Origin of the sequence: Vibrio profundum (assembly GCF_050337555.1) — a bacterium.
GTDB lineage: Bacteria > Pseudomonadota > Gammaproteobacteria > Enterobacterales > Vibrionaceae > Vibrio > Vibrio profundum.
Genome location: NZ_JAKJTA010000021.1, coordinates 46,655 through 71,675 on the forward strand (window position 1 = coordinate 46,655; position 25,021 = coordinate 71,675).

Below are 25,021 nucleotides of genomic sequence, written 5' to 3' on the forward strand. Positions count from 1 at the left end.
TAGTCTCTCGTCAATTGTTAAATTTCGCTTTTCTTCTGATACTCGAAGAAAGTATTGTCTAATGATTGAAATCCATCTTTGCAATATTTGGTCGCGACCCCAACCCGTTGATATATAGTACAATCTCATGTTTGGGAAATAACCATGGCACCATTGAAGTAGCTTGCCCGTTTGGTGAACAAACCGAGCCAGTGAAGAAGCACGGAACTGGCTCCACTGGGCATCAACGTTTCCGTTGTCTCGACTGTAAACGCACCTTCCAACTCGATTATGCGTATGAAGCTTGGAAGCCCGGCGTCAAAGAGAAAATCGTCGATATGGCAATGAATAGTTCAGGGCTTCGGGATACCGGTCGTGTTCTCAAAGTCGGCTATAATACCGTTTTGCGCACTCTAAAAAACTCCAACCAAGGCAAGTAACTACGACCCCATTCGACGCCGCCAACATTGAACTTATCTGTGAAGTCGACGAGCAGTGGTCGTTTGTCGGAAACAAAAAGAGCCAACGTTGGCTTTGGTATGCATGGGAGCCAAGGTTTAAACGCATCGTCGCGCATGCATTTGGAAAGCGGAACACGGATGCTTTTCATCACCTGATGAGCTTGCTGCCTCCTTTTACCATTGACTTTTTCTGCACGGATGACTTCCGTGTGTACTCCTCGAACTTACCCGCGGCGAAGCATATTGTTGGTAAAAGATATACTCAGCGAATTGAGCGAACCAATCTTACTTTGCGGACACGTTTAAAACGATTGGTAAGGAAGACTATCGGGTTCTCAAAATCAGAATCCATGCACGATAAAGTGATTAGTACCTTTATTGAGCGAGAATATTATCGCTAGTTCAACATGTTGGCGTCACGACCAATTTATAGGCACCCCGTCAGATAAACGACGAGCGTAGAGCACGCCGTTTATCTGATTCCACTTTACGAAGGTAATGAAAACAAAGTCAAACCGTACAAGGCAATGAATATAAGGCTAATGATGGTTTCGAAGGATATCCTCGCCGCGCTCGTCCCTGCCCCCAAAAAAGAGGTCTCAAGAACGATAATGTTGGCGGCGGGTGGCAACAAGCAAATTAAAAATAACCAAGGCAACTGAACGGTTACTCCACTGCCACCTAGCAAGTAAGTGGCTGAAGCTCCAATTGCCAGCAAGAGACCCAAGATAAACGTACGGGAGAAATAAGATTTAACGTATACAAGAGTATCTGTACGATCCAACTTCGTCTCTGAAAGCCAAATCCCTAAGATCATCATACCTAGGAAACTCATCAAAAATTTGCATGCCTGATAAATAGGTAACGCATATTCTTCAACATAGCTGTGAACTGGGATGAGCGCCCCACCGATTAATAACGCCACTACAGCTGGCGTTATTAACACTTTCTTGAACGAGTACGCTTCTTTGGTCAAGAAACTTGCGCCAATTGAATTCCCAAATATGGAACTGCCGATATACGCGGCTAACATAAACCTAGCAGCATCATCACCAAGAAGAGAGTGAGCGATTGGTAAGCCCAACCACCCAATATTCAGATAACAAAAACACAAACTTCTGACAGAATCTTTTCCTCGTTTCTTCTGAAAGAGAAACATCCCTGTCATCACGCCTATCGCCACTAAAATAACCCCTGCCATTTGGTCAAAGTGGATCGTGATATTCCATATAATAACCAATGGAATAACATATTGAGTCAACAACTTAGAAGCAATAGTTTTGATGTTAAGTTTTGTTTTTCCTAGTATCACACCGAACAATAGATAAACTACAGGCAATATCGTCATCATGAGTCACTGACCGCTTGCGACGTTAGTACTTGACCAATATGACGCTCTGCCCACTGATGCAGCCATATTTGCCTTGTATCGGCATTTTGATATTGTTCCACCCTTTCCTCCAAATAAACTAACGCTGCACTAAGGTGCAACAAACCCCAAAAAATATCTCTAGCCAATTGTAATGTAACGATTAAAGCAAAATGTGATGAGTTGCAAACTCTCCAAGCAATTCAGGGAAATTATAACAAGTTTGTGATACCACAATGTAAGAGTGAATATTTATCGGTAACGCCTCCCTAAGCCTTATTAGATACTTTTACTTAGAACGCCACTTAACCCACTGAATACACAAGGCCAATCAATGCAGCTAAAACAAGTTTCGGGGTATATCCAATCAATTTATTTAGCCGTCTACGACGATAAAATCTTGCTGCTTGATGGCTGCTGTAAAGCCGATGTTAATCTGATTTTTGATTACATTACAAAAGAGCTAAACCGTCCTATCGGGCAACTAAAAGCGGTGATAGTGACTCATATGCACCCAGATCACGCTGGGGCTGCCAATACATTAAAACGACGCTTTGGTTGTAAAATATTTTCAGGTTACGCTGAAGGAGAATGGTATAGCGGTATTGACGGAGCTTTTATGTACTTGAGCGAGATATTTCTCGGTAAATGGGTGGCTAAGCGACTAGGGAAGCCCAGAAAAAGTATCTGGTATTGGCCAAGGCTAAATGCCGATTTATTACTTAGAGACAATGAAAAAGTGCCTGGGTTTGAAGACTGGCAAGTCATTGAAACTCAGGGGCACACAGATAGAGATCTTTCGCTTTATCATGAGCCGACCGGAAAAGTATACGTTGCTGATTTAGCCGTAAAAGTGAAGAACAAATACATCCCACCCTTTCCGATATTTCATCCAAACCGATATCGTGATTCACTAAATAAAATAAAAAACCTCAAGCCAACAAGCATAATTCTAGCTCACGGTGGAGAGGTGACGTTTAGCCATGAAGAATATGAATATTTAGTGAGCTTAGCACCAAAAGTACCAGTGACCCTTTGGCGCGTGACTAAATCAAAGCTCGCGAAAGTTTTTAAACGCTTATGATTTACCTTCTCCGGAAAGCTAGATATCTGGGGGGTATTAAACCGTGCAAATTCACTTATCGCAGCGAGCTTTCACGTTTATCTTCGTTTTAGCCTAAGAGTTGAAAATGAGTACCATCCACTCTAACGCCCCCAACGCATTCCTTATCTTTATCGAAGAAACAGGAAAACTCGCTGTCCTGATCGAACTTTCTTTGTCTGAAACGGTGCTGTCTCCACTGCGCCTAAATCGTTACATTAAGTTTTCAAGTGTGCCATTCATATGTGGGCTACCTGTCTGGTTTAGCAAATTGCCTCGCCATATTTCGGCTGAGCATATCGAATCTAAGAGGCCACACTTGGTTCAGTTAAGGTAGTGATGGGGAATGAAAGATGAGTAACGAGAAATATTTAGTCACATCTGCTAGCGGTAAAACGGGTTATCACGTCGCTCGCCAGCTATTAGATAACGGCAAAAATGTGAGGATAATGTCTAGAGGAAAGGGCAAAGTTATCCAAGAGTTAGAATCACTCGGCGCCGAAGCGGTAATAGGGGATATAAGTAAAAGAGAGGATATGAAAAACGCATTGTCGCAAGTCAATCGAGTCTATTACTGTTACCCATTGCGACCAGATTTATTAAGTAGTACAAAAATGTTTGCTGAATTGGCGCAGCAGGAAAAGATCAACGGAGTGGTGAATGTAGGGCAGTACCTCTCAAACTTAGATACTCACCCGAGTAAGCAAACCAGCGACCATAAGTTAGGGTATAAAATACTCGATGATGCCAATATTGGTGCCTGTCATGTTACTCCCGGTTTCTTTGCCGATAATATAATGAGCACCGCCTTGGTGGTTTCCCAGTTAGGATCCTGGCCTTTCCCAGTGGAAGAAGGTCGATGCCCTGTTGTGTCGGCCAAAGACATCGCAAGGGTAGCGGTCAGTATTTTAGAAAATCCTATCGGGCATGAAGGTCAGCGTTATCAGCCGACAGGACCTAAATCGCTATCCGTTATGGATATAATGGAAACGTTTGACAGGGTGCTAGGCCGCAAGACCAGCAAGATGCAGGTTTCAGATCGTATGTTTAATAAATCCATTATTCAGAATGGGTTCGATCCTTATTCTTTGTCACAAATAAAATTCTACATTGATGACTATGAAAATAGCGTCTTCGATTATGCTCCAACAGATGTTGTGTTGAACCTTACAGGGTCTCCGGCTGAAGACTTTGAAGTAACGGCTAAGCGCCATTTTGAGCAGAATGGACTGATGAACAAATCGCTTTCCGGACGCATGAAAGCAATAAAGCAATTTATACAAATACTGCTGACTAAAGCACCGACGCAATTAGAGCTGACTAAATTGAATCAATAAAATAAAGGCCGATATTAAAGTGGATCACCAGCTAATATCTCTGCGCGAGAGATTCACTTGACGTAGATACTCGTCAAACAATCCTGCCTGTTTCATCTCACGCAAATGTTGGGACAGTTCAGGAGCGAGTTCAGCATGCCTTTCATGCAAAAAAGCATGTCCCGTTGTTTTCTCCATGACCCCAGCCATGTAGATAGGAACGGGCCTTGTCTCGCTTTCTAGCTCTCCTGTCACCGCGTTCTCAATGTCGATATAAAAGTCGATTCTAGAACCCGATTCAAGCATTTTTATCCCTTGAGCCACAGTTTTAGCTTGATACAGCTTTCCGTTGGTTAAAACGCGATTAAGTTGAGTTTCCGCTTTTTTTATCCCTCTTCGGTAGCACACTTTATACGTCGTCCCTTCCAAGCTATCCCAGCCGTCTAACTTTAGCGCTTTATTGTGGGAAAACGCGGCGAACACTATCAGTGCGTGGCGTTCTTCAACCCTCACCATCATCGGGTATTTTTCGTTGTATACATAGACTCGACCCAGCTCCCCGTCTGCTTTACCCAAACTTGAATACAAACTCGCTCGTTTAGGAGGAACAGAGATAAACTCAAATCGAATATCCATGCGTCGAAACGCTTCGGTATAAACTAGGATTAACCATTGGCTCACTGCATGCTCAGGTGGACGGGTGTAGACAAATCGCATCACTTCCGGCTTCTCAGCGAATATCGTACTTGGAAAAAGCAACGATAGAGTCAGAAGCCAAAAAGTTCGATACATAGACAATAATCCTAAATTCCATGAGGGTTCTCTCAGTATAGAAGGATATAGACTCCGCGCTTTTTCCTATAACCAAAAGGTGATTCCAGCAACAAAGGCATCAGAGCTGCAGTTATTGACTAAAATAGAACTGTCATTTTCATATTTAACCATCAATCGGAGCATTCAACTTATGGACTTTAATACACTGCGGCGCGGCTTGTATTCTGTCGCTTTTTCAAAACACGAATGACGGTCACTATGGCTGCACAAAGGCAGGCATAACCCTCACAGGAAACAAATGTGTGCGTATTCAAATATATGTGCAGATCAATTGGTTAACTAAAGGAATATAATAATGAACAATCATTTCGTTACCCAGTATGGGCCTTGGGGTGTGATTACAGGTGCGACCTCAGGTATTGGCGCTGCACTGGCCGATCAAGTGGCTGAAAAAGGGGTGAACCTTTTTCTTGTCTCCAGAAGTGAGCAATCGTTACAAAAAAAAGCGGATGAATTGCAACAAGCCTACGGCGTAGAAGTAAAAATCATTCCGGCCGATCTAACTATTGCCGAAGATTGTGAAAAAATCATCACGGCAACCTCTGACTCAGACATTGGACTCTTTATACCCTGTGCTGGCGTCGAAACCCATGGCACAGCGATTGAACTCGATCTGAAACACGAATTAGATATGATTCAGATTAATGTCGCCTCTGTTTTTCGACTCGGTCACCATTTTTCTAACGTGCTCGCAAAACGAAATAAAGGCGGCATTATGTTTGTCTCAAGCCTCTATGGGCTTATGCCTGCTCCTTATTTTGCCAACTACGGTGGCACAAAAGCTTACGTCACGAACTTAGGGCTGGCCATGCATTGGGAGATGAAAAAACACGGTGTTGATGTCATGGTTTTGGCCCCAGGTCCAACTGACACACCGATGATTGACAGTGTCGCCAACGATTACGATTTATCTAAAGTTCCACTCAGCGTCATCAGCCCTGAAGCTGTCGCGAAAGAAGCACTTGAAGGGCTCGGCTGTAAAGCGCTGGTCGTCCCTAGCAAAAAAAATAAGATCATGTTCTTCATGACCAAGCATTTCTCCAGCGTATTGGGAGCGGTCAAGTTTGGCGGTAAGATGATGGAAAAAGCGATGAAAAAGTGATTCAACCGGAAGACATTAAAGTGTGATCATGGTTATTCCCCAAACATGTGATTGTACCATATATCAACGGGTTGGAGTCACGACCGGCTACACCGTCAACCCTAAGGGCTCACTGCTGTGAGCTCTATGGCAAATACAGTTACCCCCTCCATGAGTCTAAACTATGCTTGGTAGTAAACTTAGAAATTGATCGAAACATTAAAACTCCGCATGGAAATGCCGACAATATGAACGAATAAGTGTAAATGAATATATTAGGGATAGCTGTAGGGGTAACGGGTTTACTATTTATTTTGGCGTTCATGTGGATGCTGATGTTGGCAGCACGAACAAAGCGAGAGGAGCAAGAGAAAAAACGCCGGGAAATTGCCTACCTCAAAGCACTCGAAGAAAGTAAAAAAACGGAGTATGAAGACCGACTAAAGAAAGCCTCCCACGGTGACCTACCAACCATCTTATATTTCGCTAAGGAAGCAGAAAGAACAAGCCTTAAAAACGCCAATCGGAAAGCTATCAAAGAAGCATTACATTGGTATCTCAAGGCGGCGGAGCTCGACAACATTGCCGGAATGCACGGGGTTGTAAGGCTAAGCAAGCGAATGCCCAATGATATGGTTGCGAAAGAATCGTCTCGCTTCTGGCAGTTAAATATCAAGGCCAAAGAAGGGGACGTACCATCGATATTCCAAGTTGGGCTTGCTTATTTTCATGGGCGCGGCGCTAGCAAAAATATTCCCAAAGCAATCAAGCTAATCCAGGAGGCCGCACAGGAGAAAAATATCGATGCGATTATCTTTTTGGGAGATTGGTTCTCCTCACCAAAGAACAACGGGAAAAACTTCCGTCAAGCTATCAATTGGTATGAACAAGCTGCCCAACTGAAAAGCAATGCTGGCAGAATCAAACTCGGTCAGTGCTATTTGAAAGGAATCGGCACTGAGCCAAATCATGACAAAGGTGTGTATTGGTTAGAACGCGCAGCTGAAAAAGGTGATGTCACAGCGATGCTGGCTGCCGGGGAAGCTTGGAAGAACCTTTATACATCAAATGGTACCGCAATTGCCTACATTTGGTTATTTATAGCAGCTCACTTCCATAACGAGCCCGCTAAAATACTGAGAGATGAAGTCTCTGCGGAGATTAGTGTCGATATCATTGTCGGCTTACAGAAAATCACTAAGCCCATGATAAAAAAGATAGAAGCCAAAGCAATCAGCACGCATTCAATCATCAAAGCTCTTAACCGACTTTATAATCGATCCGTGCCCTTTTTAGAAAGTGGCGAAGAAATAGGACAATCCCCCGAGGCTAGCACAGAAGACCCCGATCAAGAACTTGGTTCCAACCAACCTGACATCACCTGAGGAACATAACAGCTACGCTGCAATGGGGATGGTGGAGAAGCTATGTCTACACTCACCACTGTCTCTAGGCTCTAGGCTCTAGGCTCTAGTTTATTGATTAATCAATCCCTTTCCTTTTAAATTTCGACTACACTCCATCGTCAGCTCACCGCTCGCCTGTATTATTGTTTGATCGCTTTTACCCTTAAAACTGGTAGTTTTAGCCATTCCTTCAGCTAGAGTTTGATCGTTTTTAGGTGAAATACCATTTCCATAGAGCCAGAAAAGTACACAAAAGTCTGATCACTTTTATGCTTATTCATGAACTAAGCGTGCTAGTTTGATTTTACTAACACGCGCTAAAAATGACTGTTTTGGTCATGCCTTCAGCTAAAGTTTGATCGTTTTTAAGAGAAATATGGCAAAACGGATGTTATCGCCCGCTGAGTTTGAAAACCCCTTTAGAAAAGTGAACAGTTGGCGTTGACCAGAACATATTGCGCTGGAAGGTTTTCTAGGTCAATGTTGGACTGCATTGATATTACAAGCCGAAGCAAAAAATAAAAAGAGCAAACGGTATCTGGTGGCTCTCAGCAGTATTATTGATTTTCTCTTTTTTTCCTCAACCAAGACAAAGCTTCCTGCTCACTCTGAAAGTATTTTGTTGTGACCGTGTCTTGAACAATTTCACTATAACCATCAACAATCATACTTTGAATCTGATTGTTGGGTAGCACTGCTTGATAGGTTAGATGTGATTGGGCGAACTGTGGAACCATTTCGTTAAAATACTCCATTACTTCAGGAGTACATAGTCCCCAATGCCTATAGTCAACTAAACTACACCACTTCTGGCTAGGAAACCGACTTCTTGCTGTAGACAAGCATTCTTCTACGCACTCGCGAGCTGTTTCAATATTCCATTGGTCAAAAAACTCAATGACCATTATGTTTTCTTCAAAAAGAGCCGATTTTATATTGTAAGTCCCGTGCGCGTTTCTTTTCATTGGCAAAGTATTCAGTGTCAGAGAGAATTTGAGGATATCTACAGTATAGAAGAGCTCGCGTCATGCGTAACCATTAAGATACAGCGACTAAAGAGTCGACGATCGTATTGGGCTAGATTACTTTGGGCAACTACTTCTTTATCTGGTATTCAACTTCAGATAGCTTATCTAGGCAGGCTTGATAAGCCTCATCGTAATTGTGAAAGAGTTGCACCATTCCTTTATCTTGAAACCCTTGTTCTAACGAAAATTCGTGTATCTTCTTTGAGAAAACGACCGCAAAGATCTGACAGTTATTTTCTTCTAGTTCAACTACCATTATATTATGAGCCTCCCAAGAGTCCCCTGGAGACATTCCCCAGTCACTAGCATCCACTAACACAGCCCATGCTGACTCCAATCCAAAATGTGAAGAATCAACGAGATCTATAGCTTCTTTCAACCATGCTTTAACTGCTTCTGAGTTAGTTGATCCAGAGACTTGGGTAAGAAGTATTCTATTTTCAAAACTCAATCGCCATTCGCCATGAACGTTTCTTTCTGTCATTCTTGCCTCGCTCTATAAAAACTGACTCATACCAGTATAGCTAACGTCCGAAGTCCGTACACGAAGGGAAACTTTTTAAATGACATCTGATTAGGGGAAAATCCACCCTACCTTCAAATCCAAGAAATAAACGTAAGTACGTTTGGGGCAAAATCACTGTCGTAACCCTCCCCAAAAACCATTAGGCTTCCCTAAGTCAAAAGCTATGCTCGATAAGGTGATCGGGACTTTCATAGAACGAGAATATTACTATCAGTTCAACTAATTGGAGTCACGACCTAACTCAACCACTTGGCGTCATAACTGGAAATTCAGCTATTTAGGGAAAATATATGGAGGTGCCTTTGAACAGGAAAGATAAATGATTATATAAATCAACAATCAAGTGTTGCGACTGGTTACTTCTGCAAGTTTATCAATACAGATTTGGTAGGCTTCTTCGTGGCTATTGGCAGCTGTTATAATCTCATGATGACTAACATACTTTTGGTGCGTGAAATTATGCAACTCCTTAGTGATAACAACAACAATTAAGGCGCAATTATGTTCAGCTTGCCAAACGACTGTGTCATTGATAACTGGCCAAGACTCGACAGTGAAACCGTCCCAATCACCACTGGTATCGATTATACTAACCCAAGGTGTTTTGTCTCCTTCAGGTGAAGATAACAGCTTGTCTTGTAATTGCTCACGCCAGACTAAGCAAGCTTCTTCATTTGCGGCTCCGTGTAGTTTGCTATGAAGAATTCTATCTTCGAAGTCCATACTCCACAGTCCGTGGATATTTCTCTTTGTCATATTTTTCTCCTAGATGAAAAGTACTCTCGTAGTAATTTAACTAGTATAGACAGCTTTAACCTACAGAGTAGAACTTGGCTGGTATGTAGGTCATGGCGCCAATCCGTTGACTTAAGCGTAATACTCTCGCTCAATAAAGGTCCCGATGACCTGTACCACTAGTTTTGGTCACGACCAGTCTGGGCATCAATTGTTTAAGAAGAAGTTTACTCGCCAAAGCTCCTCGAATTTTTATCTTTCCATGAGCCTGTAATTATCGCAATGGAATCATGTGGCGGCTCCCATTGGCTAGCTAGAAAGTGTGCTGAATATGGTCACACAGCTAAGTTGATCCCTCCTCAATACGTGAAACCTTACGTTAAAACAAATAAAAACGACTTCATTGATGCCGATGCTATTGCTGAAGCGGCTTCTCGACCTACGATGAGGTTTACATCAGCCAAAACTGAATCAGCTCAAGTGATTTGTACTATTCGAAAAATTCGCTGTGGATATATTAGAGAGCGGACTGCTTGTATGAATCGAATCGGCTCTATTCTCCTAGAATTCGGGATCAGCTTGCCAAAAGGACACGCCAGCATGAAAAACTTGTTCCAATGGTTAGTGGATAAAAATCAACACCTTCCGCCTTTGATRATTTTTGAACTCAGTGAACTACACGAGCACTATCAGTACCTCAATGTTCGTATAAACACCCAAGCCGAAAAGGTCGAAAGAATTCTTGCAGACAATGAGCAAATGACGCACTTGCAAAGTGTCCCTGGTATTGGTCCAGTGATCGCGAGTGCTTGCCTATCTTCGGTGGGTGATCCGCATGACTTCAAGAATGGACGACACTTTGCAGCATGGATAGGGCTTRTTCCTGTCCAATATTCTACGGGCGGTAAAACGACATTACTCGGGATATCAAAGCGAGGAAATAAAGAGCTACGAACTCTGTTTATCCATGCTGCTAGGTCAATACTCTGGCGAGATAAATCGGTCGAAAAATACTTTGGTTCATGGCTTGTTGAACTTAAGAAACGCAAACCATTTAACGTTGCAGTGGTGGCTCTCGCTAACAAGATCGCACGTATAGCGTGGGMTATTYTCGTTAATAAACAGTGCKTTGAAGTAAGAGCATAATCAGAATTTGCAAAGAGAATAAAAGATGACACAACGGTTAGACCACCAGATTGAAGACCTGTTGCCCCAAACAGCAACGTAATATGCTTTTAGTTTTGTGAGGACAGTCTGGCGCACACCTCATCCTAGAGCTGAGACTAATGACAGTCTCTAATAGACTCTGAATATATTAGCGCAAATCAGCCCGTTATCTTGAACTTCACTTGCAATAACGGGACGTACCATATATTGGGGCATGCGGTTACAAGTGGCGGAGTTACGGCAATACTACTGAGGTTTTTGCTTCCAGAAGAGAAAAGCAATCTAGGAAAAAGCACGGCACTTTTAACGACTCGGGAATAACTCCTCAAAAGCGACTCAACGCTGTGATCTAAATTAGTATCTATTATCTAAATTAGCACATATTATCTCTGAGCCGCCGCTCTGCCAAAGGCATTGTGGCTAGTTTGAATAAATGAGTACTAAACCAATCCCTTGCTCCGATGAGAGCTCTAGCGCGTCACCTTGTATAAGGTCCCCTTCCCGAACCTCAACCATATTGGCCCTGGCTTGCCCTTGTGTCACTAAAGCAATAAAAGGGACGTCACAAACAACCTGCTCATTTGGGCCGACAAACCCAACTTGACACACCATATTGCTATCAAAAGTATCGTTTCCGTCCCCGCCAAGCACAGTCGTCATCTTTTGAGTACTCAACTTATAGTCTTTGTAATCTGGCGTTAGCCCTTGTTCGGGAGGTAAAAACCACATTTGAATGATATCAGCGTTAACGTCTGTAACATTAAACTCTGAATGCTCCATTCCTGTTCCAGCTCTCTGCACCTGAACACCCGGGCTTTGGATTACCGTCCCGTCCCCCAGAGTCCCCTTATGACCAATTGTTCCGCTCAACATTAAGCTAACAATATCTATATCGCGATGTGGGTGAATTGGCACTCCTTCATTAGGCTTAAAATAACCATTTGCAAGATAAATAAAATCACCCAAACCATGGTTAATTTGAGGGTTCCCGCCTGCTTCAGGCCATACATTTGGACTCATTACCATCCGTGTCTCAACAATCCCAGCAAACCCACCCAATGAGATATCACTTTTGTTGATAACCTTTAATTCTGAATGGTTCATCATTCGACTCCTTTATTCGAGGTTAATTTAACTATTCCATACCCTTTCTAAAGCATCTTATGGGGGCATCTAAGCGCAAACTCAGCAGGAATCGAGCTTAGCGCTTTATTTGATTCATAGAAATTTATCGCGCAACTAAGTACAGGCGCTGTCTCCGTTTTGCTCTTCAAGGGTTGGTCGAATAAATTTGAAGTTCGATTTCCTGCTAAGTCCTCAAAATTCGGTTGGATGGCTAAGTAGTAATCTTCATCCCGCCAAGCGTTATCAGGAAAAAACTGCCATTCAGCTTCGTGTTCAGATAAACCAATTCGCCCTGCGACAATTGTTCCATCTGAACGTTTTACTCGAAGACCATATGCCAATGAAACATGGTCTTGACTGCCGTTGAGGGTTACTTTAAGTACATCTTTGGTATATTTCTGTATCTGGTTTTGTTTCCAGCTGCGTATATCTGGCTTTTCGTGGTCCGCTTTCGAGACCAAAAAGTGTTTGCGGTAAGTCTCAGCTAAGTGACACCCGCGTAGATCTTTCGTTTTTGACTCAACAACCAGTTGATAATTATCCCCGCCTGTCAAAGCTCTTCCGAATGTTCTATGAGCATTTAATCCTTGCTTAACACGTCCGGGGTTAAATATAAGCGTGAGGCGCCGGCCATCTTCACTCCACAAGTTAAACTTATTCTCTAAAAACACACCAGACAGTCGAGAGCCATCCGTTTTCGCAAGATACACTGAGGATAAAACCCCTTCTCGGTGCATTGGTTGATCAAAGTAAATATAAAACCTCAAGAGGTTTTCTGGGAGCACACTTCCTGATGGATAAACAACTGACACTTTATTTTCTGTTTCGCAGCTATATCCTCCTGCCAAAGATAACGACGCAACGAGAAAAAGCAATAACCCAAACAGTTGCTTAACTAATATTGTCACGCTAACTCCCAGCTACCGAACCAGATCTTTATAACCCGCATCAGTTTTAAGCATATTTTGTATACCCTTGATCATTTTCTGATCTTTCGGGTACTTATAATCGGGGAAGTTGTATTCGCTAATAAAATCACTCAAGCGAAAGTATACTCCCTTACGGAACGAAACCAGTTCCACTCCCCCCGTAAAGATATCCCGTCGTAAGCCAGTTAAAAATTGCTGATCTTGATCAGCAATATGTAACACACCAGCCAATGGAATCGGTCGAGTTTTCAGGCCGGCTTTGTTCCACATTATAGGCTTCGACAGCCCTTCCTCTTTCATCGCTTTCTTAATATCTTCCAGTCGAATCAGATCGGCGCTACGTTCCTTATTAACAACCAATATAAATTCTTCTTGTTTTTGATGTTCATTCATAGCAACAAATTGAACTATGTCTAAAGGGAGATTAGCGTAACCAAGCTCTGCGATAGTCTTGCCTGTAACATGGCTGCCATCGGTCAGAGATGATTCAGGAATAGTAACGAGTGGAGTACAGGTATACGCCGCAACAACGGTTTGTTCGCCATCAATATTCATAACGGTCATCGCTCTAATCGGAGCTCGCGTTTCTATTTGATCGTGAACGGTATGATAAATAGCAATATGTGAAATACCTTCCTTCCCGTCTTTGAACGGAAAAGGAATTTTTCGGAGTGTCGACGCAAACTCTCCAGTAGATAAGCCCGATACATAAATATAGCCATTAGTATAATCGAGATCGGTGATCTTGAGAGAAGATGCCGGAATATCGCGCCAAAACGTCACTTTGTCTTTGGCTGTATCCTTGAGTTTTATACGGCTGTCTTCCAGTCCAGAGAGCTCAACTCTAGAAAGGTTTCCTGCAGGATCCACGCTGACAATAGCCGGTATTCGCTTGCCATCATCATTAATCATTAGAGATATATACGCTTTTTTACTCACAGGGTGAATGACCATGTCTTGAAAAGTGATGGCTTCCCTGTCCACCTCAATAAACTTGGAGAGCTGCTTGTCAAAGGCTGTAAGATTATAACTTACGGAAGCTTTAGCAGGTTTAACATCCGGCAAACGATAAGCAATGATTTGCCCACCATCTGAATCCGCAACCAATAATGTATTATCACCAGCAAATTCAAGAACAGTCGCTGACAAAGGCATATCTCCTGCGTTAGCAGAAAAACTCACCATTGTTACCAATGTAAACACCTGCAAGTAAAAAAAACTTTTAGTCAATTCCATTTCACCCTCTCACAAAGTGAATGCTAAGTTACAAAATTTTCATCTTAAAATAGTAGCAGAACGCTCTTCACCTGCCAGATTATTAACCCTCCCTGTTGTGGTTGAATTAGGGGGCTAAATAGAAGCAATGCAATAGAGTCATTTGACGTCTGGGGAAATGTTAAAGCAGTTCAGACATTTTCATTCTGAACTGCTTTGTTAACTTTGTCAGCGTGGAGGTCAATTGTATGTTGGAACTCTTAACGGGCTATATTTCGTTGTAATTGGACAAGCAATCAAGCAATCAAGCAATCAAGCAATCAAGCAATCAAGCAATCAAGCAATCAAGCAATCAAGCAATTTTGAAACGAGAAATCATATGCACAAGCTTCTCTGAAGACTGTTTCAGATCTTCACTTGCATTCGCCATTTGTGAGGATTCAGATGAAACACTGGCCGACATTTCTCGCAAGCTTTCCACATTCTGATTGACGTCTGTCACCGTTAGCGTTTGATTTTCAGATGTTTGTGCAATATAACGATTCATTTGCTCTATTTTTCTTACTTCTCCGTCAATTTTATTCAGCGCTTCTCCGGCTTGATTCGATAATGCTGACGCATCGACAGCCCGCTTAGCACCGCTATTCATAGCATTCGCCACTTGCTCAGCATCTCGTTGGAGCTTTTCAATGATATTTTGAATCTCGATGGTCGATTCTTGTGAACGTACGGAAAGAGTTCTAACTTCATCGGCAACAACCGCAAACCCTCGTCCTTGCTCACCAGCACGAGCTGACTCAATCGCCGCATTCAAGGCCAATAAATTCGTTTGCTCCGCGACTCCCCGAATCACTTCTAACACTGTATCGACGTTCCTTGCATCTTCCGAAAGCTTAGTCACCACGTCACTCGCGCCGCGAATTTCTTCTGAAAGCAATCCAGATTCAGAGACATTTTCTTGAATTATACTTTGGCTGTTCTGAGCTTCAGCCATAGCCATACTACTCGCTTCATTCGCCTCGACTGTACGTGCCGTCACCTCTTCTACCGTTGCCAGCATACCGTTCATAGACATCGCTAGCTCATCAACATTTGATTTCTGTCGACCTAAGCTATAATCAATATTTCTAATGGAATCAGACATTTGAATAGTCGAAGATGACACATGATCGCCAACATCTTTAATGCTCTTCATTGTATTTTGAATAGACTCCACGAACTGATTAAAACTTCTGGAACATGCCACTAGCTCGGGGCTACCTTCCTCCGCTAATCTCTGAGTAAGATCGCCTTCCCCTTTCGACAAGTTTCTCATCGCAGCCACTGTCTTTCTTAATGGAGCAGTAATGGATTTAATAAAGAAGCACAGCACCACAGCAAAAACGATACAGATAATGCCCGCGCGTTGAAATGAACTCACTTTGGCACTTTGCACATCGCCAGCTAAAGCAACCATATTCATCCCACTACCGATAACCCAACCCCAATTTTTAAATTGAGCAACATAAGTCCTTTTTGGTTGAACCGTATCACTGTTCGGTTGTTTCCACGTATAGTCTACGAATCCACCACCACTTTGGGCTGTTGTAAAAAGATCGACAACAAACGACTTACCTTCCGAATCCTTTAACGCCATAACATTTTTGCCCAGCAAAGATTTTATGGGAGTGGCAATTTCTACTCCATTTTTGTCGATCACAAAAATATAGTTACCACCATCAAATCTCATCGCTGAGATCGCTTCGAGTGCCTCGCTCTTCGCCTGTGCTAGTGGAATCTTTCCTTCAACACTCAACTGATAGTATTGCTCAGCAATCCCACGAGCACTCACAACGAGATTAGTTACCCCACGCTCATAATTGCTTTGCATCAGTTTTTGAGTACTTCTCGCATCAAAAATTACGCTAGTAAATAATGCAATAGCAAACAGCAAGAGTATTATCCAAATCCTTGCGGCAATGGATATTCGGTTCAATTTACCTTTAGTCATGTCGGGAATCCTAGCCTCTATTATTAATATGATTATTCTTAATCTTGTCACATTAACTTAGCAGCTGAATGATAGCCTTCCAATCCATAAAGCCCGAAATCATGCATTGGGTTAAATTATCTTTATTATTGATATTTATGATAATTAAATTGTCATTCCATAAGGGCAAAGACACTTTGAGGCAAATATATCTCTGACATCAAGTGTGGTTAGGGTAAGCAAGTGCACTGCAGCTTAAAATGGAACGGGGATCGCTAACAAGTAAGACTACTGACCAAAATAGTGCCCCTATAGAAATGACACATTAAGGCGGTTACCTATCCTGAAACTTCGCCAAAAACTCTCTTTGATATCTCCGTATCAAACGCTTATCAGTCGGCGAGCTATAAGACAAAAGTCTATAAAAACTAGAATAACCAAACATAATCACTACTTTAAAACAGCAAGGCCGCATAATAATCGGTTACAATTACGATCTAAAGCAGTGATATTCTTCAAACGGCGGTCTGACCAGTTTTTAAACGCGATACTTTCGTCTGTTTTTTACCCACTGTAAGCTTTATTTTACTTATCTCACATTACCGACTTCCGGCAAGGGTTAACATTTTGATTACAATTAATAGTGTCGGGTTTACCCAGATCCATCACTAAATAAAAAGAGGTTTGCAGCTAAAAAACGTATCGCGGCTTACATTTTCAGAATTGTATTCCGGTAAACAACCAGTTAGGCGCGATATTCCATTAGCACAAATCTCAGTACGATCTTTAATGTGAAACCTCGGTGTTATCAGCTTTAGCAAGCGTTGCACCACAAGGAGCGAGAGATGAATGTACAGGCATTACCCATGCATCGATTTATTGATCATCATGGTACTCCCATAGGGCAACTCCCAGCATGGGCGGACCTAGCAACCTTAACGCAGTTTTATCGCGATATGGTGATTACTCGGGTCTACGACAACAAGGCAGTCGCACTGCAACGTACTGGGAAATTAGGTACATACCCTTCTCACTTAGGCTCAGAAGCCATCGGCATTGCCGTTGGTCGCGCACTCAACCCCGATGATGTATTTGTTCCCTACTACCGCGATATGCCTGCTATGTGGGTCCGTGGGATTCCAATGGAGAAAAACCTCCAATATTGGGGTGGCGACGAACGCGGCAGCGATTTCTATCCACAAGAAAGTGGCGATGATGCGCATCATGCTCACTGCCGAGATCTCCCTTTCTGTGTACCAATTGCCACACAATGTACCCATGCCGTTGGCGTTGCCTCCGCACTGAAAATTGAAGGTAATCACAAAGCATCACTGGTTACTTGTGGTGATGGTGCAACATCAAAAGGCGACTTCCTTGAATCCATAAACTGCGCTGGTACTTGGAACATCCCTCTTGTATTTGTAGTGAACAACAACCAATGGGCGATTTCAGTTCCGCGCCGTCTACAGTGCGCGGCAGATTTCCTATCTGAAAAAGCAAAAGGCGCTGGCATCTCTGGCATCACTGTGGATGGCAACGATGTGGTTGCGATGTACGACGCCATATTTACGGCACTAGATAAAGCGCGAAAAGGTAAAGGCCCAACTCTTATTGAAGCCGTAAGTTACCGCCTTAGCGACCATACTACTGCCGATGATGCCACTCGCTACCGTAGTGAAGATGAACTTCATCAAGCATGGATATTTGAACCTATTCGCCGTTTAAAAGCATACCTAATTAACCAAGGCGCTTGGTCGGATCAACAAGAAGAGCAGTGGCTCGCCCATTGTAAATCCGAGGTGGAAAAAGCCGTCGCAAAATATATTGATACACCGGTACAAGCGCCAGAAACCGCCTTTGATTACCTCTACGAAACCCCTGATCAAGATCTACAAAGCCAACGAGACCACATCATCAACAAAGCAATGAGAATGCAAGGAGGAAAAAAACATGGCTGAAATGACTTTAGTAGAAGCAGTTAACCTCGCCTTGCACCACGAAATGGAGCACGATTCCAAAGTCGTCGTATTGGGTGAAGATGTTGGAGAAAACGGCGGAGTATTTCGCGCCACCGTCGGCCTCAAAGAAAAACACGGTTTGAAACGTGTGATTGATTCGCCGCTAGCTGAGGCTTTGATTGGCGGCGTTGCCGTCGGCATGGCCACACAAGGACTTCGACCAGTCGCAGAATTCCAATTTCAAGGATTTGTGTTTCCGGCCATGGAACATCTCATGTGCCACGCCGCAAGAATGCGTAGCCGAACTCGCGGCCGCCTAACCTGTCCTGCCGTGTTCCGAGCACCATTTGGTGGAGGTATTCACGCTCCAGAACATCACTCTGAAAGTATTGAAGCCTTATTTGCGCATATTCCTGGCTTTCGCGTCGTGATTCCTTCTTCACCACAACGTGCCTATGGTCTGTTACTCGCTTCTATTCGCAGTAACGATCCAGTGATGTTCTTTGAACCGAAACGCATCTATCGCACCGTGAAATCCAATGTGGAAGATAATGGCAAAGCACTCCCACTCGATACCTGTTTCACTCTACGTAAAGGACGCGATCTCACCATCGTTACTTGGGGAGCTTGTGTCGTTGAATCGTTGCAAGCCGCTAATAAGCTCTCATCAATGGGCATTGAAGCTGAAGTGATTGACTTAGCTAGCATCAAACCCATCGATATGGCCACTATTTTGCATTCACTAGAGAAAACGGGCCGTTTACTCGTCGTCCATGAAGCAAGCAAAACGTGTGGCGTGGGCGCAGAAATCGTCTCACGTACCGTCGAATCTGCAATGTGTTTATTAAAAGCACCACCGAAACGCGTCACAGGTATGGACACAATTATGCCTTATTACCGAAATGAAGATTATTTCATGGTTCAAGAAGATGACATTGTCGTAGCAGCAAAAGAATTAATGGAGGGTTGGAAATGAAATCGTTTATGCTCCCAGACTTAGGTGAGGGTTTAGCTGAATCAGAACTGGTTCAATGGCACGTCAATGTCGGTGATACCGTTGAAGTTGACCAAATTATCTTAACCGTTGAAACGGCAAAAGCCATGGTAGAAGTCCCTGCCCCTTACAGCGGAAAAATCATCAGCCGCCACGGTGAAGAAGGTGATGTTGTGAATATCGGAAGCTTGTTGCTAGAAATCGAAGAGACAGGAGCAAGCGCAAAAACGGCGGTAAAAGCCCGCCAAACAGAAGATGCCGCTACAGTGGTTGGCAATGTATCCCACCAAGCCCATCACGTTAACGTTGATGATTTTTGGGTCGGCAGCGATGAAACGAGATCCCAAGACAACGTGATTACTGCGCTGCCGTCGGCACGGTTACTTGCCCAAGAGCTAGGGATAGACCTCAAAGCAATCAAAGGGACTGGACCTGATGGCCTAATTATGGACACCGATGTATATAGCGCCTGTGAAGAGCAGCTTCCGGGAACAGAAGTGCTCAAAGGTGCCAGACGAACCATGGTCAACACCATGGCTGAATCACATCACAACGTCGCGTCGGTTACGCTCACAGAAGAAGCACTGCTTTTAGACTGGGCCCCTAAAGAAGACATCACGACTCGCTTAATTCAAGCCATTGTATACGCATGTAAAAAAGAGCCTGCGCTCAACGCTTGGTTTGACGCAGAAACCATGACTCGCTGCGTACACGGCGCGGTAAATATTGGTATTGCAGTAGATAGCCCACACGGTTTGTATGTGCCAGTGCTGCGCCACGCGGATGAATTTAAGGCAGAAGGCATTCGTGATTGGGTCAACACCACCTCGAAAGGCATTCGTGAAAGAAAGATCGGCCGCGAACAGCTGCAAAACGCGACTATCACCCTTTCAAACTTTGGCGCTATTGCAGGAATTTATGCCACTCCAGTGGTATCACCACCTCAAGTGGCCATCGTGGGCGCGGGCAGAATCATTGAAAAAGTGATCATGCAGAAAGGTAAACCTGTGGCGGTTAAAGCCATGCCACTCTCCATTACTTTCGATCACAGAGCCTGTACAGGCGGCGAAGCCGCTCGTTTCGCGAAAACGTTAGTAGAGCACCTGCAAAACCGTAAAGGCAGCTAAACTCGGTTAAAATAACAAAATTAAAAGAACAAAAAAGCGGCGAATTCGCCGCTTTTTTTAATGGTTGCAGACTGGCTTAGATACGGCGACTGGCTATTTTTTTATCCACGCCAAATGTACCGGCCCCAGAAAATGCCAATGAAACTGTTGCGGCCAACAAGGCTAACGCATACTCGAAACCATTGTTCGATAAGAATAAGCCATGATCAATATGGACCGAAAAAATAGCCATAAGCATAGTAAACCCCGTTAGCAAAGCAGCAGGACGAACCAAAAGCCCCAATAACAAAGCAAGACCACCAAAAAACTCCGCACCGCCGGATAATGTGGCCATGAGAAGACCCGGGTTAAGCCCAATCGACGCCATCCAATGTGCTGTACCTTCAAGACCGCCTCCACCAAACCAACCAAATAATTTTTGCGAACCATGGGCCATAAAGATAATGCCAACTGGCACGCGTAACACCAGTGCACTGTATCCAGCGTTGGTTGTGGCAAGTTTTCTAATCAGTGTTTTCATCGTCCTTCCTCAAATATGTTGAATGCCTATCTCAGCGTCAAGTGGCTACTTGTAGTTGTTAAGAGCTACTTTTGCTTGTTAAGAACTAGTTTTGCTTGTTAAGAGCTAGTTTAAAGACATCCAACGGGAAGAAAATGAGAATTATTTGCATGACCTGTTCGAAAAACTTGAATAAGAAACGCTTCAAGGCCTGCCCTATTCAATTGGGTCTAGCTTTACCGTTTCTCTCGCCTCTTAAATTGTTTGATGCTGCTTTTGGTATTAGTACGCCTATTCGCTTGTTTATCACGTTTAGCCCGCTTGCTTTGCCCAGTGGAAGGCTTATCGGTAACCGGAAATTCTGCCAACTCTTCAAGTGGTAATTCACGCTCAGTGAGATGACGAATCGCTTGTAAATGGTCAGTTTCGCTGTGAGAAACCAATGAAACCGCCAGACCATTCTCGCCAGCTCTGGCCGTTCGACCAACTCGATGAACATACACTTCAGGGTGAGAAGGCAAATCTATATTGACCACAACTGGCAGCAACTCAACGTGAATCCCACGTGCCAGCAAATCCGTTGAGATTAATACTTGAATACTCTTCTGCTTAAAGTCTTCTAACGTTTGCTCGCGTTCAGCCTGCGGTTTATTTCCATGCAAAGCTGCAGTGGTAATTCCAGCTTTATTGAGCTTTTTAGCCAGTGCATCGGCATTATCACGGGCACTAATGAAAACCAAGACTTGCTGCCATTGATGAAGTTTGACTTGCTGGATTAGAACATTCGCTTTAGCGCCTTTGTTGACCAAATACAGCTTTTCTTCAATTATCGCTACCACACTGTTAACGGGATCGACATGAATTTGAACTGGCGAATTCAGTAAAGTATTCGCTTTTTCATCCAACTCATCCGGCCACGTAGCCGAAAACATGACCACCTGTCGTTTTCGCGGTATATATTGATGTATCTTTTGAACATCGGGCCAAAAACCTAAATCTAGCAATCGATCTGCTTCATCTAATACCACATTACTTAATTTACTGGCATCAAACTCTTTTTCATTAAGTAAATCAAGTAACCGCCCTGGAGTGGCAATAATAAGCTCGGGTGACGTTTGTAGTTGCTCAACTTGAACGCTTTTATCCACTCCGCCACAAAGCACCACAGAACGCAGGTCAAGAGCGCTTAGGTAACACTCAAGTGCTTGAGCAACCTGCGCAGCCAGCTCACGTGTAGGGACCAAAATTAGTGACTGAGACTGAGATAACGACTTTTTAAGACTATCAATCATTGGCAAGCCATACGCCAAGGTTTTACCACTACCCGTCTGCGCGATGGTAATGACATCACTGCCTGCCTGTAGAGCTGGAATAGCGCGCGTCTGCACGTCAGTAGGAGATTTGAACTGGCCAGCCAGAATGGCCGTAAGCTCAGTGCTTAGATTTAGTTTAGAGAAGGGCATAATGATGACATCAAAAGAGAATAAGGAATGTTGTAGTATACGTAGGTTCGAACCTGTTCGCGAAACGAATCAGCGCTAAGGCATTGCCCCGAAAGTAAAATCGACCCAAACGTAAACCAATACGTTTGGGTCAAAGTTCACTCAAAGAAAGGAAACTGGAATTAGTCTTGGTATTCTGAGGTATCTTCAGGACGAAGTTGACGCTGAAGACCCATCAAGAAGTTTCGCAAAATTTGGTCTTTGCATTCTCGATAGTGCTTGTTATCTGCTTTTCGGAAAAACGAGCTGAGTTCGTGCTTGCTCAACGCAAAGTCCGCTTGCTTAAGCGTATCAAGAATATCTTCCGCTTTCATATTAAGTGCAATACGCAATTTCATGAAAATCATATTGTTAGACAGGCGAGCTTCCGGCGCTGGCTGCTCACCTTCACGCTTGCCACGCTTAGTATTGATCAAACCATTTAAGAATATCGCTAATTCTGTGTCGCTCATCTTAACATAGCTAGCATCATCATCTTTCTTAAGCCAGTTAACGACCTGTTCGCGCGTAACTTGATGATCGGCGGCAGCATACATCTCCACCATTGCAGTATCTCTGAAATCAAAAGCGTAGCGAATACGGCGTAATATGTCGTTATTAGTCAAAATAGTTCCTAAGATTTGATAAGTTGCGAAGCTCAAATAACTTGCGATTCGTTAGTGCGCGCACCTTAACATAACGAGCAATCTCGGCCTATCTATTTTGCACTGACCTTTGTCATGAATGGCCGTTCTGACTCCATAATAGACCTTCGCCTCACACTTGTTGCGGTGAGATTTCATTAACTAGCTCACAAGGCCTGTTGGCTGAAAATGCGGATACATCGGCGTAAGCTAATCAACATGATCCATCCCCCCCCTACCTTGTACACCAACACGTCCCAAAAATTATTCATTATATTTATCTGAAACCAGATATAGGTGTCGTCAAAATAACCATTCAACTATCTATATTCCATCCCATATTCATAGTCGCTAAGCTTATACAGCAGGAATGCATCAATATCGAATTTGTTAAAATGTCTCACTATTCTTTCATGGACAAGTAATGCGCCAGACATCACGTCTTCTGCATTAATGATCAAACGTGACTCTTCTTCAATACTATCAAGTACATCGCTATCTAGCTTAAACCTAAGGACAGTATGCATTGGAGAGTCTGGTTTATAATTTCTGATTTGGCTCTTCTCAAAATCAATGCAATCGAGCCGTTCGTAAATATTAAAGAAGTAAAAATCTTCGTGCCAAGTACCATCATCACCGACAATGATGGAGGGAAACAGCTGAAACCCGTCGATAGCGTAGCCTTCCAACTCTTGTGCTATATCTTTTGAAACCACAGGAAAAAGGCTGTCCATCTGAACGTTTCCTAATACGAACGACATATCCTCTTTATACGCGTTCTCAAAAAAATCGGGCCATCTTCATGATCCAACTTACAAATTTTATAATGCCTTTTTCCTGTACCGTTAATACCTCTCAGTTCAAGATACCTATCAAGGTTAGGGTTATCTAACAAAATATAATATTGTTCTTCGTAGCTACTGCTCATAACTTTCTCTCTAGCAACTGCTAAATAATTCGGGAGCGTTAATAGTACAACCGATCATAAGCTTCGAGTTATCAGGGTAACCTGCATGAAGATTACCTTAGAAGAGATACAATAAAGGCAACGATTAAGCACAGGTAGTGCGTTGCCCTTTATACTCTGTCCCAAGTTCATACTCGCTAAGCTTATAGAATAAAAAGGCGTCAACATCATGCTTTTCGAGCTTGCTTACGAGTTTTTCATGGACAATAATCGCTCCACCTACAACATTGTCTAACTTGATAATCAGTCGATTCTCTTCCTCAATACCTAATAGCATTTCTTCCTTTAATTTATACTTTAAGACCTCATGACCAACTATGTCATTTGGATCATAATTTCTTACTAAGCTGCTTGAAAAATCGACACAATCTAGCTTTCTGTAGCAATTAAAAAAATAGAACGCTTCATGCCACTGATCGTCATCTCCAACAATAACGGCTGGAAATAGCTGAAATCCATCTATTTTTAATTGACCAATTTCTTCAGCTATCTCTTCTGAAACCACAGGGAAAATACCATCCATTTGCGCATTTCCTATGTAAAATGGCATCTCTCCCTTTAATGCATTTTCGAAAAACACTGGTCCATCATCATACTCTAACTGTCTAATTTTATATCGCCGTTGACCCGCATCCTTTGTGCCTCGCAATGCCAGAAAGGGGGTTTGATTAGGATTACGTAGCAACATATAATATTGATTTTCTAATTTCTCCAAAACTAAATAGCCTCAAGGTTACATTGTTGGTGAGCTAGCCTGCCTTATTAATTAACTTCTAAACTCCATTCCAAGCTCATACTCACTGAGCTTATAGAAGGTAAAGGCTTCAATATTAAATTGAACCAATTGGTCGACCAACTTTTGGTGAACCAGTAAAGGAGCTTCAACAACTTCGTCTAACATGACGATCAACCTCCTCTCTTCTTCTATGTTTTCTAGTACATCAGCTCTTAATTTGAATTTAATGACTTCCTGACCAATGATAGAATCTGGATCATAATCATCCACTTCACTATTCTCAAAATCGACACAATCTAATCGCTCATAGACATTGAAGTAATAAAAGTCTTCATACCATTTATCGTTTTCATCCACGATAATAGCTGGAAAC

General features: G+C 43.0%; 23 protein-coding genes and 2 pseudogenes. 10 read left to right on the forward strand and 15 right to left on the reverse strand.

The features are described 5' to 3' along the window. Positions 1-131 precede the first annotated feature (131 nt). A protein-coding gene (locus L4C34_RS17315; protein ID WP_428790593.1) for an IS1 family transposase occupies positions 132-841 on the forward strand; the annotation gives its coding sequence in 2 pieces (ribosomal slippage) (positions 132-393 and positions 393-841; 711 coding nt in all). Between the two features lie 86 nt (positions 842-927). Here the strand turns inward: L4C34_RS17315 and L4C34_RS17320 are convergent. Beyond that, positions 928-1,791 (reverse strand): AEC family transporter, encoded by an 864-nt coding sequence (locus L4C34_RS17320; protein ID WP_428790594.1) that lies wholly within the window; start codon positions 1,789-1,791, stop codon positions 928-930. Between the two features lie 352 nt (positions 1,792-2,143). Between L4C34_RS17320 and L4C34_RS17325 the strand changes: the two genes are divergently transcribed. The 3 genes from L4C34_RS17325 (at position 2,144) to L4C34_RS17335 (ending at position 4,248) form a co-directional block, all read left to right on the forward strand. Further along, positions 2,144-2,893, forward strand: coding sequence for an MBL fold metallo-hydrolase (locus tag L4C34_RS17325; protein WP_428790595.1), 750 nt, complete (start codon positions 2,144-2,146; stop codon positions 2,891-2,893). Between the two features lie 106 nt (positions 2,894-2,999). Further along, positions 3,000-3,248 carry a hypothetical protein gene (locus L4C34_RS17330; protein WP_428790596.1) on the forward strand — a complete coding sequence of 83 codons (249 nt, stop codon included), beginning with the start codon at positions 3,000-3,002 and terminating at the stop codon, positions 3,246-3,248. Between the two features lie 16 nt (positions 3,249-3,264). Further along, the gene (locus tag L4C34_RS17335) at positions 3,265-4,248 is read left to right on the forward strand and encodes an NmrA family NAD(P)-binding protein (protein WP_428790597.1); all 984 of its coding nucleotides are present in this window, start codon (positions 3,265-3,267) and stop codon (positions 4,246-4,248) included. 24 nt (positions 4,249-4,272) lie between these two features. Here the strand turns inward: L4C34_RS17335 and L4C34_RS17340 are convergent, their stop codons facing one another. Next, complete coding sequence (locus L4C34_RS17340; protein ID WP_428790598.1) at positions 4,273-5,019, reverse strand: hypothetical protein; 747 nt, start codon at positions 5,017-5,019, stop codon at positions 4,273-4,275. Positions 5,020-5,356: 337 nt separating this feature from the next. Between L4C34_RS17340 and L4C34_RS17345 the strand changes: the two genes are divergently transcribed. Together L4C34_RS17345 and L4C34_RS17350 are read left to right on the forward strand one after the other, a co-directional pair. After that, positions 5,357-6,163, forward strand: coding sequence for an SDR family NAD(P)-dependent oxidoreductase (locus L4C34_RS17345; RefSeq protein WP_428790599.1), 807 nt, complete (start codon positions 5,357-5,359; stop codon positions 6,161-6,163). A 245-nt stretch (positions 6,164-6,408) separates the two neighbouring features. Continuing rightward, positions 6,409-7,527, forward strand: coding sequence for a tetratricopeptide repeat protein (locus L4C34_RS17350; RefSeq protein WP_428790600.1), 1,119 nt, complete (start codon positions 6,409-6,411; stop codon positions 7,525-7,527). A gap of 578 nt (positions 7,528-8,105) precedes the next feature. Here the strand turns inward: L4C34_RS17350 and L4C34_RS17355 are convergent. From L4C34_RS17355 to L4C34_RS17365, 3 genes are all read right to left on the reverse strand, one after another. Beyond that, the gene (locus L4C34_RS17355) at positions 8,106-8,513 is read right to left on the reverse strand and encodes a DUF7793 family protein (protein ID WP_428790601.1); all 408 of its coding nucleotides are present in this window, start codon (positions 8,511-8,513) and stop codon (positions 8,106-8,108) included. 130 nt (positions 8,514-8,643) lie between these two features. Continuing rightward, complete coding sequence (locus L4C34_RS17360; protein WP_428790602.1) at positions 8,644-9,060, reverse strand: hypothetical protein; 417 nt, start codon at positions 9,058-9,060, stop codon at positions 8,644-8,646. A 381-nt stretch (positions 9,061-9,441) separates the two neighbouring features. Next, positions 9,442-9,858, reverse strand: a complete 417-nt coding sequence (locus L4C34_RS17365) for a hypothetical protein (RefSeq protein ID WP_428790603.1) — start codon at positions 9,856-9,858, stop codon at positions 9,442-9,444. 145 nt (positions 9,859-10,003) lie between these two features. Here L4C34_RS17365 and L4C34_RS17370 point away from each other — a divergent pair. Continuing rightward, positions 10,004-10,983: pseudogene (locus L4C34_RS17370) on the forward strand (IS110 family RNA-guided transposase). A gap of 441 nt (positions 10,984-11,424) precedes the next feature. Here the strand turns inward: L4C34_RS17370 and L4C34_RS17375 are convergent. The 4 genes from L4C34_RS17375 to L4C34_RS17390 all read right to left on the reverse strand — a co-directional run bounded on the left by L4C34_RS17375 (position 11,425) and on the right by L4C34_RS17390 (position 16,263). Then, positions 11,425-12,111: a pirin family protein gene (locus L4C34_RS17375; protein WP_428790604.1), complete on the reverse strand. Its 687-nt coding sequence runs from the start codon at positions 12,109-12,111 to the stop codon at positions 11,425-11,427. 44 nt (positions 12,112-12,155) lie between these two features. Continuing rightward, on the reverse strand, positions 12,156-13,037 hold the full coding sequence (locus tag L4C34_RS17380) for a hypothetical protein (RefSeq protein ID WP_428790605.1): 882 nt from the start codon (positions 13,035-13,037) through the stop codon (positions 12,156-12,158). Positions 13,038-13,049: 12 nt separating this feature from the next. After that, on the reverse strand, positions 13,050-14,294 hold the full coding sequence (locus L4C34_RS17385; protein WP_428790606.1) for a hypothetical protein: 1,245 nt from the start codon (positions 14,292-14,294) through the stop codon (positions 13,050-13,052). Between the two features lie 331 nt (positions 14,295-14,625). Continuing rightward, complete coding sequence (locus L4C34_RS17390) at positions 14,626-16,263, reverse strand: methyl-accepting chemotaxis protein (RefSeq protein WP_428790607.1); 1,638 nt, start codon at positions 16,261-16,263, stop codon at positions 14,626-14,628. An 824-nt stretch (positions 16,264-17,087) separates the two neighbouring features. Here L4C34_RS17390 and pdhA point away from each other — a divergent pair. Genes pdhA through L4C34_RS17405 form a run of 3 tightly spaced genes read left to right on the forward strand, consistent with a single transcriptional unit; the run spans position 17,088 to position 20,321 of the window. Beyond that, positions 17,088-18,200, forward strand: a complete 1,113-nt coding sequence (gene pdhA, locus L4C34_RS17395) for a pyruvate dehydrogenase (acetyl-transferring) E1 component subunit alpha (RefSeq protein ID WP_428790608.1) — start codon at positions 17,088-17,090, stop codon at positions 18,198-18,200. After that, positions 18,193-19,176, forward strand: a complete 984-nt coding sequence (locus L4C34_RS17400) for an alpha-ketoacid dehydrogenase subunit beta (protein ID WP_428790609.1) — start codon at positions 18,193-18,195, stop codon at positions 19,174-19,176. Before pdhA ends, L4C34_RS17400 begins: the two co-directional genes overlap by 8 nt. After that, positions 19,173-20,321, forward strand: coding sequence for a dihydrolipoamide acetyltransferase family protein (locus L4C34_RS17405; protein ID WP_428790610.1), 1,149 nt, complete (start codon positions 19,173-19,175; stop codon positions 20,319-20,321). The genes L4C34_RS17400 and L4C34_RS17405 overlap by 4 nt, the downstream gene beginning before the upstream one ends. Before the next feature lie 76 nt (positions 20,322-20,397). Here L4C34_RS17405 and L4C34_RS17410 read toward each other — a convergent pair whose 3' ends face one another. The 6 genes and pseudogenes from L4C34_RS17410 to L4C34_RS17435 form a co-directional block, all read right to left on the reverse strand. Then, positions 20,398-20,841, reverse strand: coding sequence for a DoxX family protein (locus L4C34_RS17410; RefSeq protein WP_428790611.1), 444 nt, complete (start codon positions 20,839-20,841; stop codon positions 20,398-20,400). Positions 20,842-21,056: 215 nt separating this feature from the next. Next, positions 21,057-22,283, reverse strand: a complete 1,227-nt coding sequence (locus L4C34_RS17415; protein ID WP_428790612.1) for a DEAD/DEAH box helicase — start codon at positions 22,281-22,283, stop codon at positions 21,057-21,059. 161 nt (positions 22,284-22,444) lie between these two features. Continuing rightward, positions 22,445-22,927 carry a YehS family protein gene (locus L4C34_RS17420; RefSeq protein WP_428790613.1) on the reverse strand — a complete coding sequence of 161 codons (483 nt, stop codon included), beginning with the start codon at positions 22,925-22,927 and terminating at the stop codon, positions 22,445-22,447. 338 nt (positions 22,928-23,265) lie between these two features. Beyond that, on the reverse strand, positions 23,266-23,679 hold the full coding sequence (locus tag L4C34_RS17425; RefSeq protein ID WP_428790614.1) for an imm11 family protein: 414 nt from the start codon (positions 23,677-23,679) through the stop codon (positions 23,266-23,268). 318 nt (positions 23,680-23,997) lie between these two features. After that, positions 23,998-24,627 carry an imm11 family protein gene (locus L4C34_RS17430; protein ID WP_428790615.1) on the reverse strand — a complete coding sequence of 210 codons (630 nt, stop codon included), beginning with the start codon at positions 24,625-24,627 and terminating at the stop codon, positions 23,998-24,000. A gap of 51 nt (positions 24,628-24,678) precedes the next feature. After that, positions 24,679-25,021, reverse strand: a pseudogene (locus L4C34_RS17435) (hypothetical protein); the annotation flags it as partial.

Bases quoted from the DNA above. Each gene is read 5' to 3' on its own strand.
- L4C34_RS17390 (WP_428790607.1), bottom strand. From the start codon at position 16,263: ATGACTAAAGGTAAATTGAACCGAATATCCATTGCCGCAAGGATTTGG.
- L4C34_RS17320 (WP_428790594.1), bottom strand. From the start codon at position 1,791: ATGATGACGATATTGCCTGTAGTTTATCTATTGTTCGGTGTGATACTA.
- L4C34_RS17425 (WP_428790614.1), bottom strand. From the start codon at position 23,679: ATGGACAGCCTTTTTCCTGTGGTTTCAAAAGATATAGCACAAGAGTTG.
- L4C34_RS17375 (WP_428790604.1), bottom strand. From the start codon at position 12,111: ATGATGAACCATTCAGAATTAAAGGTTATCAACAAAAGTGATATCTCA.
- pdhA (WP_428790608.1), top strand. From the start codon at position 17,088: ATGAATGTACAGGCATTACCCATGCATCGATTTATTGATCATCATGGT.
- L4C34_RS17350 (WP_428790600.1), top strand. From the start codon at position 6,409: ATGAATATATTAGGGATAGCTGTAGGGGTAACGGGTTTACTATTTATT.
- L4C34_RS17410 (WP_428790611.1), bottom strand. From the start codon at position 20,841: ATGAAAACACTGATTAGAAAACTTGCCACAACCAACGCTGGATACAGT.
- L4C34_RS17325 (WP_428790595.1), top strand. From the start codon at position 2,144: ATGCAGCTAAAACAAGTTTCGGGGTATATCCAATCAATTTATTTAGCC.
- L4C34_RS17340 (WP_428790598.1), bottom strand. From the start codon at position 5,019: ATGTATCGAACTTTTTGGCTTCTGACTCTATCGTTGCTTTTTCCAAGT.
- L4C34_RS17400 (WP_428790609.1), top strand. From the start codon at position 18,193: ATGGCTGAAATGACTTTAGTAGAAGCAGTTAACCTCGCCTTGCACCAC.
- L4C34_RS17385 (WP_428790606.1), bottom strand. From the start codon at position 14,294: ATGGAATTGACTAAAAGTTTTTTTTACTTGCAGGTGTTTACATTGGTA.
- L4C34_RS17335 (WP_428790597.1), top strand. From the start codon at position 3,265: ATGAGTAACGAGAAATATTTAGTCACATCTGCTAGCGGTAAAACGGGT.
- L4C34_RS17355 (WP_428790601.1), bottom strand. From the start codon at position 8,513: ATGAAAAGAAACGCGCACGGGACTTACAATATAAAATCGGCTCTTTTT.
- L4C34_RS17415 (WP_428790612.1), bottom strand. From the start codon at position 22,283: ATGCCCTTCTCTAAACTAAATCTAAGCACTGAGCTTACGGCCATTCTG.
- L4C34_RS17365 (WP_428790603.1), bottom strand. From the start codon at position 9,858: ATGACAAAGAGAAATATCCACGGACTGTGGAGTATGGACTTCGAAGAT.
- L4C34_RS17330 (WP_428790596.1), top strand. From the start codon at position 3,000: ATGAGTACCATCCACTCTAACGCCCCCAACGCATTCCTTATCTTTATC.
- L4C34_RS17360 (WP_428790602.1), bottom strand. From the start codon at position 9,060: ATGACAGAAAGAAACGTTCATGGCGAATGGCGATTGAGTTTTGAAAAT.
- L4C34_RS17405 (WP_428790610.1), top strand. From the start codon at position 19,173: ATGAAATCGTTTATGCTCCCAGACTTAGGTGAGGGTTTAGCTGAATCA.
- L4C34_RS17345 (WP_428790599.1), top strand. From the start codon at position 5,357: ATGAACAATCATTTCGTTACCCAGTATGGGCCTTGGGGTGTGATTACA.